The organism is Acidiferrobacter sp. (genome assembly GCF_054609335.1).
In genome coordinates this window covers 52,365-66,070 of the sequence record NZ_JBTRWP010000014.1, presented here as the reverse complement: position 1 = coordinate 66,070, position 13,706 = coordinate 52,365, and the positions used below count along the sequence as shown (strand labels likewise).

Here is a 13,706-nt window from a genome sequence, read left to right as displayed (position 1 = left end):
AAGGACCCGCTCATCGCCGTGAAGCTGACCCACGCGAAGAAGGGCGATCTCATCACCGTCGACTGGATCGACAACGAGGGCATGACCGGGCACGCCCAAACCCATGTGAGCTAGGAGGGATCAGGGGTGGCCGGCGGCAAGCGCCGGCCATTCGCTCGCCCGGCCGTAGAGGTAGCCCTGCGCCCAGTCTATGCCGAGGTCCTTGATAATGGCCGCCGTTTCGGCGGTTTCTATGCCCTCGGCGAGCGTTGTGATCTTCAATTCCTCGGCTATGCGCTGAATGCCATGAATGATGGAGCGCACCGTGGGTTCCTGTATGCGGCTGACCAAGCTTCCTTCGAGCTTCAAGAAGGAAAAGGGCAGGTCCGCGAGATATTGGAACGACGAGTAGCCGCTCCCGAAGTCGTCTAGCGCGAGTTTCAAGCCGACGTTCACGAAATCCATGAGCATTTCGCGGGCATGCTGGCTATCCCCGAACAGTTCGCGTTCGGTGAGTTCGAGGACCAGCGCCCTTCGCGTGTCCCCTTGGTGTTGGCAGGTCTCGCAGTATTTGGTGACGAGAGCCAGCAGGTCTTGGACTGCTTCAGGGTGGCGCAGGAGGTCGGCCGAGATGTTGACGAAATGCACGAGCGGTGCGCTTTCCTTTAAGGAGGAGATACACCGCTCGAGGGTCGCGCGGATCACGCTTTGATCGATCTTGTAGGTAAGCTGGAGGTGTTGGGAGACTTCAATGAATTCCTCGGCCGCCAGCAGGCGCCCATCCGGCAGGCGCATGCGCGCGAGGGCCTCTTCGGCCACAACCTGCCCCGTTTGCAGATTGATGATGGGTTGATAGGCGGCGATGATACGCTGTTCGTGGAGTGCCGCCTCCAGGGCCGCACCCATGCCGAGTACGCGTTTTTGCACGATGGTGGCGCGCACCACCCGATTACGGCCCGACCCTTTCGCGTGATAGAGCGCCGCCTCTACGGCATTCAGGAGATCCGTGGGGCCGCCCCCGTCCTGCGGAAAGCTCGCAACACCGAAGCTCGCCGTTATGTGGATGCGACTCGTCTTCGACAGTATGACCAGTCGCTCGATGCGGTGACGTAGCCGTTCGACGAGCGTGTCGACCTCGCCTGTGTCATTGATAACGCATAGGAACTCGGGCCCGCCCCATCGGCCTATGGAGGCATCCGGTCCCAGGACGTCTCGGAGTACCTGGGCCACTTGGCGCAGAACCCGATCTGCGAATTCCCGTCCGAGGCTGTAATTTATGAGCTTGAAGCGGTCGATGTCGCACAATATCACCGCAAAGCGCTTTCCAAGCTCCATGCGCGTCGCTACGGTCTGTTGCAGCGCAGCTCGACTGGGGACGCTTATAGAATCGCCCAGGTCGGGCATTGACATAACGTCATTCCTCTAGTACGCAAGATTCGCTTATGTTTTTGGAGAGTTCAGCATACGTTAATGTACGGGCGCCCATCTGTCCAAAGGAAAATGAGATCCATGACCCGATTCATGTGCGTCAAGCCAGCCCGCGCGTGCGAGCCGGGCCGCCCCTAGGGCGGCAGGCCGATCGGCGGCTAGGCTCACCGGGACCCTGAGCGCCTGTTCGCGGATCGCGCGCCAGGCGCTGTTAGCGGCGCCGCCGCCGGCTGTAACGACCCGCTGTAAGCGCGGGGCCCCGTAGCGGGCGAGTAGGGCGTAGCCGCGTGCCTCAATGGCAGCAAGACCCTCGAGTAGCCCCTGGAGGAATATGCGATCGTCGCGGGGTCGCGGGCTTACGCGCGGCGCAAGCCGTGGATCGCTCACGGGAAATCGCTCGCCGGGCTTTAGGAGCGGGTAATAGTCAAGTTGAGGGGACGTTGCAAGCGGAAGCGTGGCCGAGAGTCGTGTGAGGGTCGGCCGATCAAAGAAATGGGCGAGCACCGCGGCCCCGCTATTGGAGGCCCCCCCCACGAGCCAGGTGTGGGCGAGCCTGTGGCTGTAGATCCCGAATTCGGGGACTGAGATGGAATGCGCGCTTTCCATCTTCAGGACCAACGTGGACCCGAGGGAGCTTACGCCACAGCCCGCTGGTAGCGATCCGAGCGCCAGGAAGGCAGCCGTGCTGTCGGTCGTGCCTGCGACTATGAGCGGCGTGTCACGTAGGCCGAGACGGCGGGTGAAGGTCGGGCTGAGGGGTCCAAGCGGCGTGCCTGCCGGCACGATGTGCGGGAGGCGTAGGGCAAAGGGTGGCTCACGCAAGATCGGCGCCCAGGCCCCATCGAAACCGAGTTTCAGGGCGTTGTGTTCGTCCATGAGCCGGTGGTGGCCGAGCAGGGTGCCGGTCAGCCAAGGGGCCTGCGCCGTGAGCCCGGCGCCCACGGGGGGTGCGCAATACCGGGTAAGCCACAAGAGTTTGGCGGGACCCCCGTACGGGCCGGATGCCGCGCCCAAGGCTTGGCCGCCTGCTGCCAGTGCCACCGCCTCAGACGTCGCCCGGCCATCGTTATAGGCCAGGACCGGCGTGAGTGGACGGCCACTCGCTGTGTCGCAAAGAAAGGTCGTTCCCGAGGTCCCATCGATGGCGATGGCGGCGATCTCGGTCGATGGGCGCCCTTGCCGGACCTGGGCTATGAGCCGCAGGGTCTGGCGCAGCCACGTCGAGGGGCTCAGGGATTGACCCGGAGGCCAGGCCTGCGCCAAGACCCCACGCCTGCGCCCGGCTTCGTCCAAGAGGCCGATGCGCGCGCCTGAGGTGCCAAGATCGATGCCGAGAAAGAGGCGCTCCCGACCCACTCGCTAGGCGCCAGTTCGCGCGAGTCCGGCGGGCGGCTGTCCATGGCGGGCCACCACGGTGGTGTAGAGGCCGCCACGGACATTGAAGCGCGCCGTGAGCTCCATATAGCGGGGGATGGTGGCGGCCACCAGGTCGTCCAGAATGCGATTGGTGACGGCCTCATGGAAGGCCCCCTCGTTGCGATAGGACCAGATGTAAAGCTTCAGGGACTTGAGTTCTACGCAGGCCTCATCAGGCACGTAGACGAGCTCAAGCTCGGCGAAGTCCGGCTGGCCGGTCTTTGGGCAGACGCAGGTGAATTCCGGGATACGGATTTGGATCTGGTAGTCCCGTTCCGGGTTGGGGTTCGCGAAGGTATCGAGCCGCTTGGTGGGTTCGGTAGGCATTTCCGTCTCTAATGTGCTAGCTTTGCTGCCCATTGTAGCCTATCCCGATGTGTCATGCGCTTAAAGAAGATCAAGCTCGCAGGTTTTAAATCCTTCGTCGACCCGACCACGGTGCCCGTGGCCGCCAATCTCGTCGGCATCGTTGGGCCGAACGGCTGCGGCAAGTCCAATATCATCGACGCGGTGCGTTGGGTCATGGGCGAAAGCTCGGCGCGCCAACTGCGTGGTGACACCCTGGCCGATGTGATCTTCAGTGGGTCGACGAGTCGCAAACCCGTGAGCCAGGCCTCGGTCGAGCTCGTGTTCGACAATAGCGAAGGCCGGGCGGCCGGCGAGTATGCCCGTTACGCGGAGATCGTCGTGCGGCGCGAGGCCTCGCGCGATGGCTCGTCGGATTACTTCCTGAACAAGACGCGCTGTCGCAGAAAGGACATCACGGATCTCTTTCTCGGGACGGGTCTTGGGCCGCGCGCCTATTCCATCATCGAGCAGGGCATGATCTCGCGCATCGTCGAGGCGCGGCCCGAGGATCTGCGGCTGTTCCTTGAGGAGGCTGCGGGCATCTCGCGCTATAAGGAGCGGCGGCGGGAGACCGAAACCCGTCTGCGGCATGTCCGTGAAAACCTCGAGCGCTTGGACGATACCCGGGGTGAGCTCGATACCCAGATTAATCGATTGAAGCGGCAGGCGGCGGCCGCGCAAAACTACAAGGTGTGGCGCGAGCGGGAGCGGGAGTTGCGCCTTTCCCAGGCCGGCGCGAAGTTTCGTCATCTGACGCAAGAGATCGCAAGCGCTGAAGGGGTCGTGGCGCAGTCGGCGACCGGGGTCGAGGCCGAAATGGCCAAGCAACGGGCCCTGGAAACCGAGACCGAGGGACTGCACGTCGCGCGGGATGAGGCTGTTGAAGTGGTGCGGGTCGCGCGCGAGCGGGCCTACGCGGCGAGCGCTGAGGTGACCCGGCGCGAACAAGAGATATCGCACGCCCGTACCTTGATCTCCGAACGGCGCGCAGAACAGCACAACATAGCGACCCAATGCGAGCGCCTGGACAAGGAATTGGCGGCGGATTCGGCGCAGGAACAGGCTCTGTCGCAGGAGATTTCCGAGCTTGCGCCGGCGCAGGAGCAGGCGCTCGCCGAGGAGCGGGTAGCCGCGCAGACGCAACGCGAAGCCGAGGGGGCATTGGATGCCTGGCGGCGCGCGTTTGAAGCCGCGGGGCTTGAGGCTCAGGGCCCGGTGCGGGCAAGCGCCGCCGCCCGGAGCGAGATGGCACGACTGACCGCTCGTGGCGAGGAGCTTGGGCGCCGCAAGACGCGTCTGGAGGGGGAGGCTCAGAGTGTCGCCGCCGCCTCCGCCGCAGGCTTGACCTTGCTCACCGAGGCCTCGCAATTGGCCGACCGGGACTATGAAGACGCCAAGGAACGTCTGAGCGGTCTTGAGGAACGCCTAGCCGTGCAGCGCCAATCCCTGGAAAAGGTGACCCATGAGGTCGCCGAGCAGGCCGGGACTGTGAAGGCTGCGGAAGCGCGACTGTCGTCCTTGCGCGGTGTGCAGGCCCAGGCCTTGCGCACGGGCCATGAGGTGTTGGGGCGCTGGACGCGTGAGCACGGCCTTGCGGATGCGCCGCGGCTTGCGACCCGCCTGGATGTTGATAGTGGCTGGGAGCGGGCCGTAGAGCGTTGGCTCGGGACCAAGATTGCGGCGGTATGCGTGCCTTTGGGTACGGTGACGGCAGAGCGAGTTGCGCCGCTGGAAAAGACCCCGGTGGTGTTGTTCGAACCGCAGGCAACGAGCGACGAGGACCTGTCCGCAGGGCTTGGCGCGAAGGTGCGCGCGCCCTTTCCGATCGGCGGTCTCTTTGGCGGGGCGCGTCCAGTGGCGTCGCTGGCAGAGGCGCTCGCCCTACGGGCGGGACTTTCCGTGAACGAGACGCTGGTCACGCCCGAAGGGGTATGCGTCGGCCGCGACGTCATAAGTTTTGCGGGCGAGAATGACGAACGCGCCGGGGTTTTGGCGCGCGAACGCGAGATCGCCGAGTGGGCACGTCGTGAGGCGGACGCTCGGCGCGCCCTGACAGTCGCGGAACGCGCACGCGACAGCGCTCGCGCCGAGCTTCAGGTTCTCGAAGGACAACGCACCGAGGCACGCCGCGGCTTGGACCGCTGCGCGGATGCGCGGACCAAGGCTCATGGCGCGCTCGAGCGGGCGCAGGCCGAAGAGCAAAGCCGCGCTGCGCGCCATAGTCGCTTGCTAGCGGAGCTCGAGGAAGTCAAGAAGGAGTTCACTGCGTGCACCGCGGAGCGCGAGCAAGCAGCACTCGAGGAAAGCCGAGCTCGCGAGGCCGCAACGCGCAGCGAGGCGGCGCTCTCGGCGCTTGGCCAAGAGCGTGAGACGCACCAGGCGGCGCTCGAACGCGCGCGCGCGATATTGCGCGCGGCAGGCGAAAAACGGCATAGGTTGGCGATGTCGCTTCAGCAGGCCAGCACGGCCCGCGAAGGGTTGCGCGAGCGGCTCATGCGCGCGCGGGCGGAACTTGGGCGTCTCGGCGAGCGCCGGGAAGGCGTGGCGCGCCAGATCGAGGAGGCGCTGGCCGCCGAGCAGGAGCCCAAGCGGGATCTCGACCGGCTGCTCGAGGAGCGGTCGGCGGCGCAGGCTACGCTTGCCTCTTCCGAGCAGGATTTGCAAGGGAAGGAGCAGGCCCTGCGGGGAGCCGAGGGGCTGCGCCATGGCGTAGATGCGGCTGTGCGCGAGGCGCAGGAGGCGTTGAATACGAAGCGACTCGTAGCGCATGAGCTGATCGTGCGGCGCGACGCCCTGGTAGATGGTTTGCGGGCCCAGGGCGTGGCGGATGATATCCAGCAGCTCGCGCAGAGCTTGGGTGACAATGTTGACCTCGCAGCGCTCGAACGGGAACTTGCCGATATCGGCGAGCGCATCACCAAGCTCGGGGCCGTTAACCTTATGGCCATCGAAGAATTCGAAGAGCAGTCGCGCCGCAAGGAATTCCTGGACAAGCAGCATGCCGACCTGGCGGAGGCCGTGGCCCTCTTGGACGAGGCGATCCATAAGATCGATCGAGAGACGCGCAGCCGCTTCAAGGAGACATTCGAGCGGGTCAATGAGGATTTCAAGGCCTTCTTCCCGCGGCTCTTTGGTGGTGGCGACGCGCAGCTTTTGCTGAGCAGCGATGATCTCCTGGAGACCGGGGTGACCGTCATGGCGCGTCCGCCCGGCAAGCGCAACAGCACGATCCACCTCCTATCGGGTGGGGAGAAGGCGCTGGTTGCCGTGTCGCTGGTTTTCGCCTTGTTCGCCTTGAATCCGGCGCCGTTTTGTTTTCTCGACGAGGTCGATGCGCCGCTCGATGAGGCCAATGTGGGGCGCTTCGCGGAGACGCTGAAGGAATTGTCCAAGAAGAGCCAGCTCCTTTTTATAACGCATAACAAGATCACGATGGAGGCGGCCGAGGTATTGCTCGGTGTAACGACCGCGGAGCCGGGCGTGTCGCGGCTCGTCAGTGTCGATATGGAAGAGGCCCTCGGTATGGTGGCCAAGCAGACTGCGGAGGTCTGAGCCATGGGTTTGCGTGGCGCGCTCGTCATCCTGGGCTTGCTAGTCGTCGCGGCCGTGGCGCTAACGGCCTATGATCGTGGGCGGATCAAACGCCGTTTGGTGGCGGTGCTCGAATCGGCTTTCATGGGTCGGAGCAAAGACGGCGAAGGCGAAATAGAGGAGGCGGAGGCCTCATGGAGCGATCGGCGTGTCTTGCGGCCGGAGGTTGAGCCGCAGGCAGCGGCCGAGCAGGAGGCTGCGAGTTCCGACGATGAGGCGGGGCACGAGGAGCCGTTCGGAAGCATCGATTTCATCGTCTTTTTGCCTGGCGAGGCCGTCGTGGAACGGGATGCGGCGCTCGGGATCTATAAGCAGCACGAATATCTCATCGATAAGCCGCATCGCCTCTATGGCCAACGGGAGGGCCGTCAGGCCTGGGGCAATCTTGCGCGGGACCCGGAGAGGGCGCGCTATGGCCTGCTTGCGCTGGCCTTGCAGCTGGCCGACCGGTCGGGGCCGGTCAACGAGTCCGAGTTGAACGCGATTTCACAGATCGGTCTGAAGCTCGCGGATGCCCTTGATCGTCCGACACGTTTCAATATGACCTTCGAGCAGGCCCTTGAACGGGCTTCAGCGCTCGATAAGTTTTGTGGCGCGTTCGATGTGATTGCCACGATCAATATCTTGGCGGAGTCGGCCCCTGTGTTTCGGGGGCCGGCGATAGAGCGGGCGGCACAGGAAGGCGGCCTCGAATTTGGGAACCGGAATATCTATCACCGTAAGAATATGCAAGAAGGGCCCTGCCAGTTTCTCTATAGTCTTGCCAACCTCTATCAGCCTGGATCATTCGACCCGTTGCGGCTCGATGTGTTTCAGACGCAGGGTTTGACGCTCTTTATGTCGGTGCCCTCGGTGCCCGAGCCGCCAGTGGCGTTCAAGGATATGGTAGAGACGGCACGACTGTTGGCGCGCCGCCTCGGCGGCCGTCTGTTCGACACCGATCGCAAGCCTCTCACAGATGGTGGCTTGCGTGCGATCCAGACACAGATCCAAGGTATTGCCGATCGCATGACTGAGCAGGGGATCGCCCCTGGAAGCGTGAATGCTGCGCGCCTCTTTCCGCCATGACGCAGCAGGACCGCGCGGCCGCGCGCGCCCGGGAATTACGCGCGCTGCTGGACCACCATAGCCATCGTTATTATGTTCTGGACGATCCGGAGATCAGCGATGCCGAGTACGACCGCTTATTCGCGGAGCTCGTAGCCATCGAGCGTGAGCGGCCCGATCTCGCGCGCGCGGACTCGCCGACCCAAAGGGTGGGGGCGCGGCCGAGCGCGGCATTTGCGCCCGTGGTGCATGGGCAGGCGATGCTTTCTCTCGGTAATGTGTTCACGGATCAGGAGCTTGCAGATTTCGACCGCCGCGTCCGCGAGCGTCTCGGGGATGGGGATGTGAGTTATGTTGCGGAGCCCAAACTCGATGGGCTAGCGGTGAGCCTGCGCTATGAGGATGGGGTGCTTGTGCGTGCGGCGACACGCGGTGACGGGTCGACCGGGGAGGATGTGACGTCCAATGTGCGCACCATTCGGGTATGCCCCTTGCGTCTCCGTGGGGGCGCGCCTCCACACATCCTCGAGGTGAGGGGTGAGGTGTATCTGCCCCGCGACGGCTTCTTGCGTCTGAATGAGGGCCAGATCAGGCAAGGCGCGAAACCCTTCGCCAACCCCCGCAATGCCGCGGCCGGGAGCCTGCGACAACTGGATCCGGCGGTGACTGCGAAACGACCCTTGCGGCTCTTTTGTTATGGGATTGGGGAGTGGGCGGGAGCTGCGGGACCTTCCTCGCAAGAGGCCCTGCTCGAGCTCTTGACGGACCTAGGCTTACCGGTAAATCCCGAGCGGCGGACAGTCACAGGGTACGAGGGTTGCCTTCGTTACTACGAGGAGTTGGCGCGTAAACGAAGGGGTCTACCCTATGAGATCGATGGCGTCGTTTATAAGGTGAATGAGGTCGCCGCGCAGCGGCTGCTCGGTGAGTTGTCACGCACGCCCAGGTGGGCGGTCGCCCATAAGTTTCCAGCCGAGGAGGCCGTGACAGAGGTTGTGGGGATCGAGGTGCAGGTGGGCCGTACAGGGGCGCTCACGCCGGTTGCGGTGCTGGTGCCGGTCGCCGTCGGTGGTGTCATGGTGAGCCACGCGACCTTGCATAACCCTGAGGAACTGGACCGCAAGGATGTGCGCGTCGGGGATTTCGTGAGCGTCAGGCGGGCGGGCGACGTGATCCCAGAGATCGTGAGTGTTCTGCGCGAACGGCGCCCGCCCGGCACGCTCGCCTTCATCTTTCCGGATCACTGTCCGGTCTGCGGATCCCCCGTGGTACGCGACGAGGGGGTGGTTGCGCGCTGCGCGGGCGGTCTCGTATGCCGGGCGCAAAGGCGTCAGACGATTCGGCATTTCGCCTCGCGTCGCGCTATGGACATCGAGGGGCTGGGCGACAAATTGGTGGAACAGTTAGTCGAGCACGGGAAGGTCGCGACCGTGGCGGATCTCTACGGGCTCGCGCCTGGCGATTTGACGAGTCTCGAACGCATGGCGGAGCGATCGGCGGGCAAGGTCGTCGATGCGATCAGGGTGAGCCGGCACACGACTTTGCCGCGCTTCCTCTACGCGTTGGGCATACCGGAGGTTGGGGAGGCGACGGCGATCGCCTTGGCGCGCCATTTTGGCGATCTGGATGACCTAATGGTGGCGGACGAAGGCCGCTTGGTCGAAGTGCCCGATGTGGGGCCGGTTGTGGCGCACGCAATAGCGACTTTTTTTTCGGATGGCCATAACCGCGAGGTCATCGCGGCCCTCAAAGCGGCCGGAGTTTCGTGGCCGCGCCTGGAAAGACCGGCCGGTGGGCGCTTGTCCGGAAAGACCGTGGTCCTCACGGGGACGCTTGACGGCATGACGCGCGAGCAGGCGCGGGCTGCCCTCGAGCGACTAGGCGCGAAGGTCGTCTCCAGTGTTTCGGCGCGTACCGATTATGTCGTGGCCGGACGGGATCCCGGTAGCAAGGTCAAGCGCGCCGAAGAATTGGGCATACCCGTCATGGGCGAGGACGGTCTGCGCGCGTGGTTGGGCGAGGATCAGTCAGGTTCGGATTAGTCGATCGCCCGGTGCGCCCTTCTTCACGAAGTCGGGGCGTAGCGGATATCCGCCTTATGGCGCATCGCGGCCATCATGTTATCGACGCTCTGTTGTTCGAGTGATCGGTAGAGACGGCGTTCGACTGCACTGAACGGCGGTGGCGTGTAGGGGCGTTTAGCCTGGAGTTCGATGATGTGCCAGCCAAAGCGCGTCTTGATCGGTTGTGGCGCGATTTGTCCGGGTCGCAACTGGATCAGTGCGCGGTAGAACGACGGGAGCACATCGGCGGCACTGAACCAGCCGAGCTCGCCGCCCTTGTCGGCGGACGGGCCGTCCAGGGAATAGCGGCGCGCAAGCACCGAGAAGGACACCCCGTGGTGAAGTTTTTGGAGGACACTCAAGGCCTCGGTGCGCGTCGCAACGAGGATGTTGCGGGCCTCGTATTCTTCGTGCGGCGTGGTCAGAATATTTTTCTGGTAAAGGGCCTTGATGGCGCTCATGGGGACCCGATGGGTTGCCAGGAAGCGCTTCAGCAGGGCGCGGGCGAGGATGTTCTCACGATCTTCCTTCAAGGCCACATGCACCGCCGCCGTGCGCTCGAGCCCGGCCTTACGCGCGGCCTGCGCGAGCAGAACGCGGTTTATGAGTTCATTTAGGACGACCTTCCGGGCTTGCGGGTTGTCGGGGAGGGAGGGTTCCTGGAGTTCGCGTGCCCGAATGTAGTCGCGGTAATCGCGCTCGGTGATGCGCTCGCCGTTGACGGTAGCGAGCGTCGCGCTCTTGTCGATCGTGACATGGTGTTGGCAGCCCGCGAGGAGTGCGGCGCCGATGACCGCGATCGGAAGCCAGGGATGCGCAAGACGAGGCCTTAACATAGAGGTTTAGATATCTCCGGGGATCAGCGCGCGAATCGAGAGGGCGTGGATCTCTTTGCGAAGCGAGGCTAGGGCGTCGTAGACCATACGGTGCCGCTCGAGCAGCCCCTGTTCGCGGAATCGGTCGCTCACGATCAGGACGCTGTAATGACCACCGTCACCCGCCCCGGCGTGACCCACATGCTGAAGGGAGTCATCGGTCACTAGAAGCTCCTCGGGCGCGAAAGCGTCCTTGAGCTGGGCCTCGATTACATCTCTCAGGCTCACGGGAGCACCTGGCGGAAGGGCCGCACGGCCACGTCCTCGTAGACGGCCGCCAGTACATAGGGATCCTCGTCAATCCAGGCGCGCGCCGCGACAAGAGACGGGAATTCGGCAACGATAAGGCTTGCGCTGTAGCCGGCCGGCCCTGGGTCTGGGCTATCGACCGCGGGACATGGGCCCGCCAATACCAATCGTCCCTCATTCAGCAGGATACGCAGGCGATCCAGGTGGGCTGCTCGTGCCGCCTCACGCCGCGACCCGCTATCCGCCGCGATCGTCCCCAAGATCATATACAGCATAACGCGCCTCTCCCAAATCGCGTGCACGGCCACGTCGAGCCGTAGCGCGTATCCTATGCGTCCTATTGGCGGGAATAAAGGGTTTTGGGGTCTTTTGGCGATTCTTTTTGTGATACGCGGGTGTTTTTACGGGAACGACCGCAGCGTGCGGCGCGGGCCGGACCTTGGGGTCCGGCCATGGCGGCCTTAGTGGAGGGTATTTTGGGCCAGCGCCTGGAAATAGTGGGTCATGACCGCGCGCACCCGCGCCGGGTATTTCACGACCTCCATCTGGCGCATACCCTCGCGGAAAAAATCCTTCGCATCTCCCGGAAGACCTTGGATGAGGTCATCGAAAACGCGTGACATGAGTTCGGTGTTATACGAGCGGGTCGCCACGATGGCCCGGTTCAGCTGAAGTATGCGCCACGGGCGCCCCTCATCGGACTTATCGGAATCGGCCGCGATGTTGTCTGCAGTCGCGCTCATGAGGGCGGCCATGAAGGACGTCATGCCCTCGAGGCTCGCGGGTTCGTGAAGTTCATTGGCCAGCACCGCCAAGCCGTTTACAATGGGCTCCAGCGTGCGGACCTCTCCTTTGTGGCGCATGATCCAATCGCTTATAGATACGGCGAGAAGCTCGAGCTCAGCTTTTGCCTTCCCGAGACCGAGTTGTTGGCTCATGTCGATCAGCTCCACCAAGGCGAGCAGGCCCGTATCTCCGAGGCGCGTGGCATCGTCGTCAGGCAAAGGTGCTTCTTCTCCATAGCGGTCGTCCAAATCGGCCAGCATGGTAAAGAATTTCTCCAGTGCAGCGATGAGGGAGGAGGGGTCGCTTTCCCGGCTGGCGTGGCCCTGCGGGCGCCATGCGGCTAGGAGCATGCTCTCGATTTTTGGGAGGTGCTCAGGGACTCGGCGGAGTTCGGGTATTGGAATCATGGGACCTCGCGACCGGAAGGTGACATAAAAGTGTACTACGATTTGCATACGCATACAGTCTGGTCGGACGGGGAGCTTGCACCCTCGGCACTGGTGGCGCATGCCGCGCGCGCTGGCGTTCGCGTCCTAGCACTCACCGATCACGACACGACGGATGGCGTTGATGAGGCCGCTCTTGCGGCCGACGGCCTCGGTCTGCAGTTTGTCCCGGGTGTCGAGTTATCGGTGACATGGCAGGGCCTGACTGTGCATATTGTCGGCCTCGGAGTCGATGTCGGCAATGTCGGCCTAAAACTAGCCCTGCTGGGGCTGCGATCCAAACGGCTGCAGCGCGGACAGGCTATCGTCCAGGCCCTGGAAGCGGCGGGTCTCGGTGATGCGCGGGCGATCCTGGAACGCGACGGGATCGTGAGCCGTGTCCATGTCGCCGACTGGCTCGTGACAGGGGGGCACGCCCGCAATCGGGCGACGGCCTTTAAGCGTTTTCTGACACGCGGCGGCGTGGGCTATGTCGCCGGCGAGTGGGCGGGGCTGGACGAGGCCGTAGGTTGGATCCTGAGTGCTGGCGGCGATGCAGTGCTTGCGCATCCTACGCGTTACCGGTTGAGCGGGGGTCGTCTCCAACAGCTCGTGCGTGGTTTTGCTGAGGTGGGCGGGGCGGCCCTGGAGGTCGTCACCGCCGGACTCGATGCGGGCGAGATGGGCCGTCTGGCGCGGCTCGCGCACCGTCATGGTTTGTGCGCCTCGGTGGGTTCGGACTTCCATAAAGTCCTCCCGTGGCGTTCCTTGCCTGGCGGGCTGCCGAATTTGCCGGAAGGCTGTCGTCCGATCTGGGAGCGCTGGTCGCTTCCGTCGTATGTGCAGGAGGTTTGCTGATGGCCCAGTATCTGGCTATCCACCCTCGCAATCCGCAGGCGCGGCTGTTACGCGCGGCGGCGGATATCGTCGCGAAAGGAGGTGTGATCGCTTATCCGACCGACTCGTGTTACGCGCTCGGCTGCGCGCTCGAGAACAAGGAAGGCCGGGACCGGATCTGCCGTCTGCGGGATTTGGATCCCAGGCACCCGTTTACGCTCGTCTGCCGGGATCTGTCCGACCTCGCGATCTATGCGCAAGTGGAAAACAGCGCCTATCGTATCTTACGTGCGCATACTCCTGGGCCATACACCTTCGTGTTACCCGCCACGCGCGAAGTGCCGCGGCGACTTCTGGATCCGAAGCGGCGCACGATCGGTTTGCGGGTCCCGGACCACATTGTGACGCAGGCCCTATTGGCAGAGATCGGGGCGCCTCTCATGAGCGTGACCTTGATCCTTCCCGGCGACGAGCAGCCACTTGCGGATCCACATGAGATTCGGGAGCGTCTCGAGCATGTGGTAGACGCGGTGATCGACGGCGGGCCGTGCCCTGGTGATACGACCAGCGTGGTGGTTTGGGAGGGTCGGGAGTTTCGGGTTCACCGCGCCGGTATGGGCGAGACCTCGATGTTCGCGCCGCACGGGGGGGGCTGATATACT

Annotated in this window: 12 protein-coding genes; 5 read left to right on the top strand and 7 right to left on the bottom strand. The window is 63.9% G+C overall.

Features of this window, described 5'->3' with window-relative positions; translation table 11 throughout:
- Positions 1–120 precede the first annotated feature (120 nt).
- From ACYCTF_RS05600 to queF, 3 genes are read right to left on the bottom strand one after another with little or no spacing between them, the layout of a single operon-like run.
- Positions 121–1,389 carry a putative bifunctional diguanylate cyclase/phosphodiesterase gene (locus ACYCTF_RS05600; protein WP_461282893.1) on the bottom strand — a complete coding sequence of 423 codons (1,269 nt, stop codon included), beginning with the start codon at positions 1,387–1,389 and terminating at the stop codon, positions 121–123.
- 57 nt (positions 1,390–1,446) lie between these two features.
- Entirely contained in the window at positions 1,447–2,763 is a 1,317-nt protein-coding gene (locus tag ACYCTF_RS05595) for an FGGY-family carbohydrate kinase (protein WP_461282892.1), read from the bottom strand.
- A 3-nt stretch (positions 2,764–2,766) separates the two neighbouring features.
- Positions 2,767–3,150 carry a preQ(1) synthase gene (gene queF, locus ACYCTF_RS05590; RefSeq protein ID WP_461282891.1) on the bottom strand — a complete coding sequence of 128 codons (384 nt, stop codon included), beginning with the start codon at positions 3,148–3,150 and terminating at the stop codon, positions 2,767–2,769.
- A gap of 54 nt (positions 3,151–3,204) precedes the next feature.
- Here queF and smc point away from each other — a divergent pair, with 54 nt between their 5' ends.
- The 3 genes from smc to ligA are packed head-to-tail and all read left to right on the top strand — an operon-like array spanning position 3,205 to position 9,851.
- Complete coding sequence (smc, locus tag ACYCTF_RS05585; protein ID WP_461282890.1) at positions 3,205–6,723, top strand: chromosome segregation protein SMC; 3,519 nt, start codon at positions 3,205–3,207, stop codon at positions 6,721–6,723.
- 3 nt (positions 6,724–6,726) lie between these two features.
- Entirely contained in the window at positions 6,727–7,830 is a 1,104-nt protein-coding gene (locus tag ACYCTF_RS05580; RefSeq protein ID WP_461282889.1) for a cell division protein ZipA, read from the top strand.
- Positions 7,827–9,851: an NAD-dependent DNA ligase LigA gene (gene ligA / locus ACYCTF_RS05575; protein ID WP_461282888.1), complete on the top strand. Its 2,025-nt coding sequence runs from the start codon at positions 7,827–7,829 to the stop codon at positions 9,849–9,851. The genes ACYCTF_RS05580 and ligA overlap by 4 nt, the downstream gene beginning before the upstream one ends.
- 23 nt (positions 9,852–9,874) lie before the next feature.
- Here the strand turns inward: ligA and ACYCTF_RS05570 are convergent, their stop codons facing one another.
- From ACYCTF_RS05570 to ACYCTF_RS05555, 4 genes are all read right to left on the bottom strand, one after another.
- Positions 9,875–10,708 (bottom strand): peptidylprolyl isomerase, encoded by an 834-nt coding sequence (locus ACYCTF_RS05570; protein ID WP_461282887.1) that lies wholly within the window; start codon positions 10,706–10,708, stop codon positions 9,875–9,877.
- Between the two features lie 6 nt (positions 10,709–10,714).
- Positions 10,715–10,975 (bottom strand): BolA family protein, encoded by a 261-nt coding sequence (locus ACYCTF_RS05565; RefSeq protein WP_461282886.1) that lies wholly within the window; start codon positions 10,973–10,975, stop codon positions 10,715–10,717.
- Positions 10,972–11,271 (bottom strand): YciI family protein, encoded by a 300-nt coding sequence (locus tag ACYCTF_RS05560; protein WP_461282885.1) that lies wholly within the window; start codon positions 11,269–11,271, stop codon positions 10,972–10,974. Before ACYCTF_RS05560 ends, ACYCTF_RS05565 begins: the two co-directional genes overlap by 4 nt.
- A gap of 186 nt (positions 11,272–11,457) precedes the next feature.
- A complete protein-coding gene (locus ACYCTF_RS05555) occupies positions 11,458–12,042 on the bottom strand; it encodes a hypothetical protein (RefSeq protein ID WP_461284602.1) in 585 nt (194 codons plus the stop codon).
- Positions 12,043–12,219: 177 nt separating this feature from the next.
- Between ACYCTF_RS05555 and ACYCTF_RS05550 the strand changes: the two genes are divergently transcribed.
- On the top strand, positions 12,220–13,065 hold the full coding sequence (locus ACYCTF_RS05550; RefSeq protein ID WP_461282883.1) for a PHP domain-containing protein: 846 nt from the start codon (positions 12,220–12,222) through the stop codon (positions 13,063–13,065).
- Positions 13,065–13,700 (top strand): L-threonylcarbamoyladenylate synthase, encoded by a 636-nt coding sequence (locus ACYCTF_RS05545; protein ID WP_461282882.1) that lies wholly within the window; start codon positions 13,065–13,067, stop codon positions 13,698–13,700. Before ACYCTF_RS05550 ends, ACYCTF_RS05545 begins: the two co-directional genes overlap by 1 nt.
- The last annotated feature ends 6 nt before the right edge of the window (positions 13,701–13,706 follow it).

What these genes read in the sequence shown, in the direction of transcription:
- queF (WP_461282891.1), bottom strand. Translation starts at nt 3,150, where the DNA reads ATGCCTACCGAACCCACCAAGCGGCTCGATACCTTCGCGAACCCCAAC.
- ACYCTF_RS05545 (WP_461282882.1), top strand. Translation starts at nt 13,065, where the DNA reads ATGGCCCAGTATCTGGCTATCCACCCTCGCAATCCGCAGGCGCGGCTG.
- smc (WP_461282890.1), top strand. Translation starts at nt 3,205, where the DNA reads ATGCGCTTAAAGAAGATCAAGCTCGCAGGTTTTAAATCCTTCGTCGAC.
- ACYCTF_RS05570 (WP_461282887.1), bottom strand. Translation starts at nt 10,708, where the DNA reads ATGTTAAGGCCTCGTCTTGCGCATCCCTGGCTTCCGATCGCGGTCATC.
- ACYCTF_RS05560 (WP_461282885.1), bottom strand. Translation starts at nt 11,271, where the DNA reads ATGCTGTATATGATCTTGGGGACGATCGCGGCGGATAGCGGGTCGCGG.
- ACYCTF_RS05555 (WP_461284602.1), bottom strand. Translation starts at nt 12,042, where the DNA reads ATGCTGGCCGATTTGGACGACCGCTATGGAGAAGAAGCACCTTTGCCT.
- ACYCTF_RS05580 (WP_461282889.1), top strand. Translation starts at nt 6,727, where the DNA reads ATGGGTTTGCGTGGCGCGCTCGTCATCCTGGGCTTGCTAGTCGTCGCG.
- ligA (WP_461282888.1), top strand. Translation starts at nt 7,827, where the DNA reads ATGACGCAGCAGGACCGCGCGGCCGCGCGCGCCCGGGAATTACGCGCG.
- ACYCTF_RS05600 (WP_461282893.1), bottom strand. Translation starts at nt 1,389, where the DNA reads ATGTCAATGCCCGACCTGGGCGATTCTATAAGCGTCCCCAGTCGAGCT.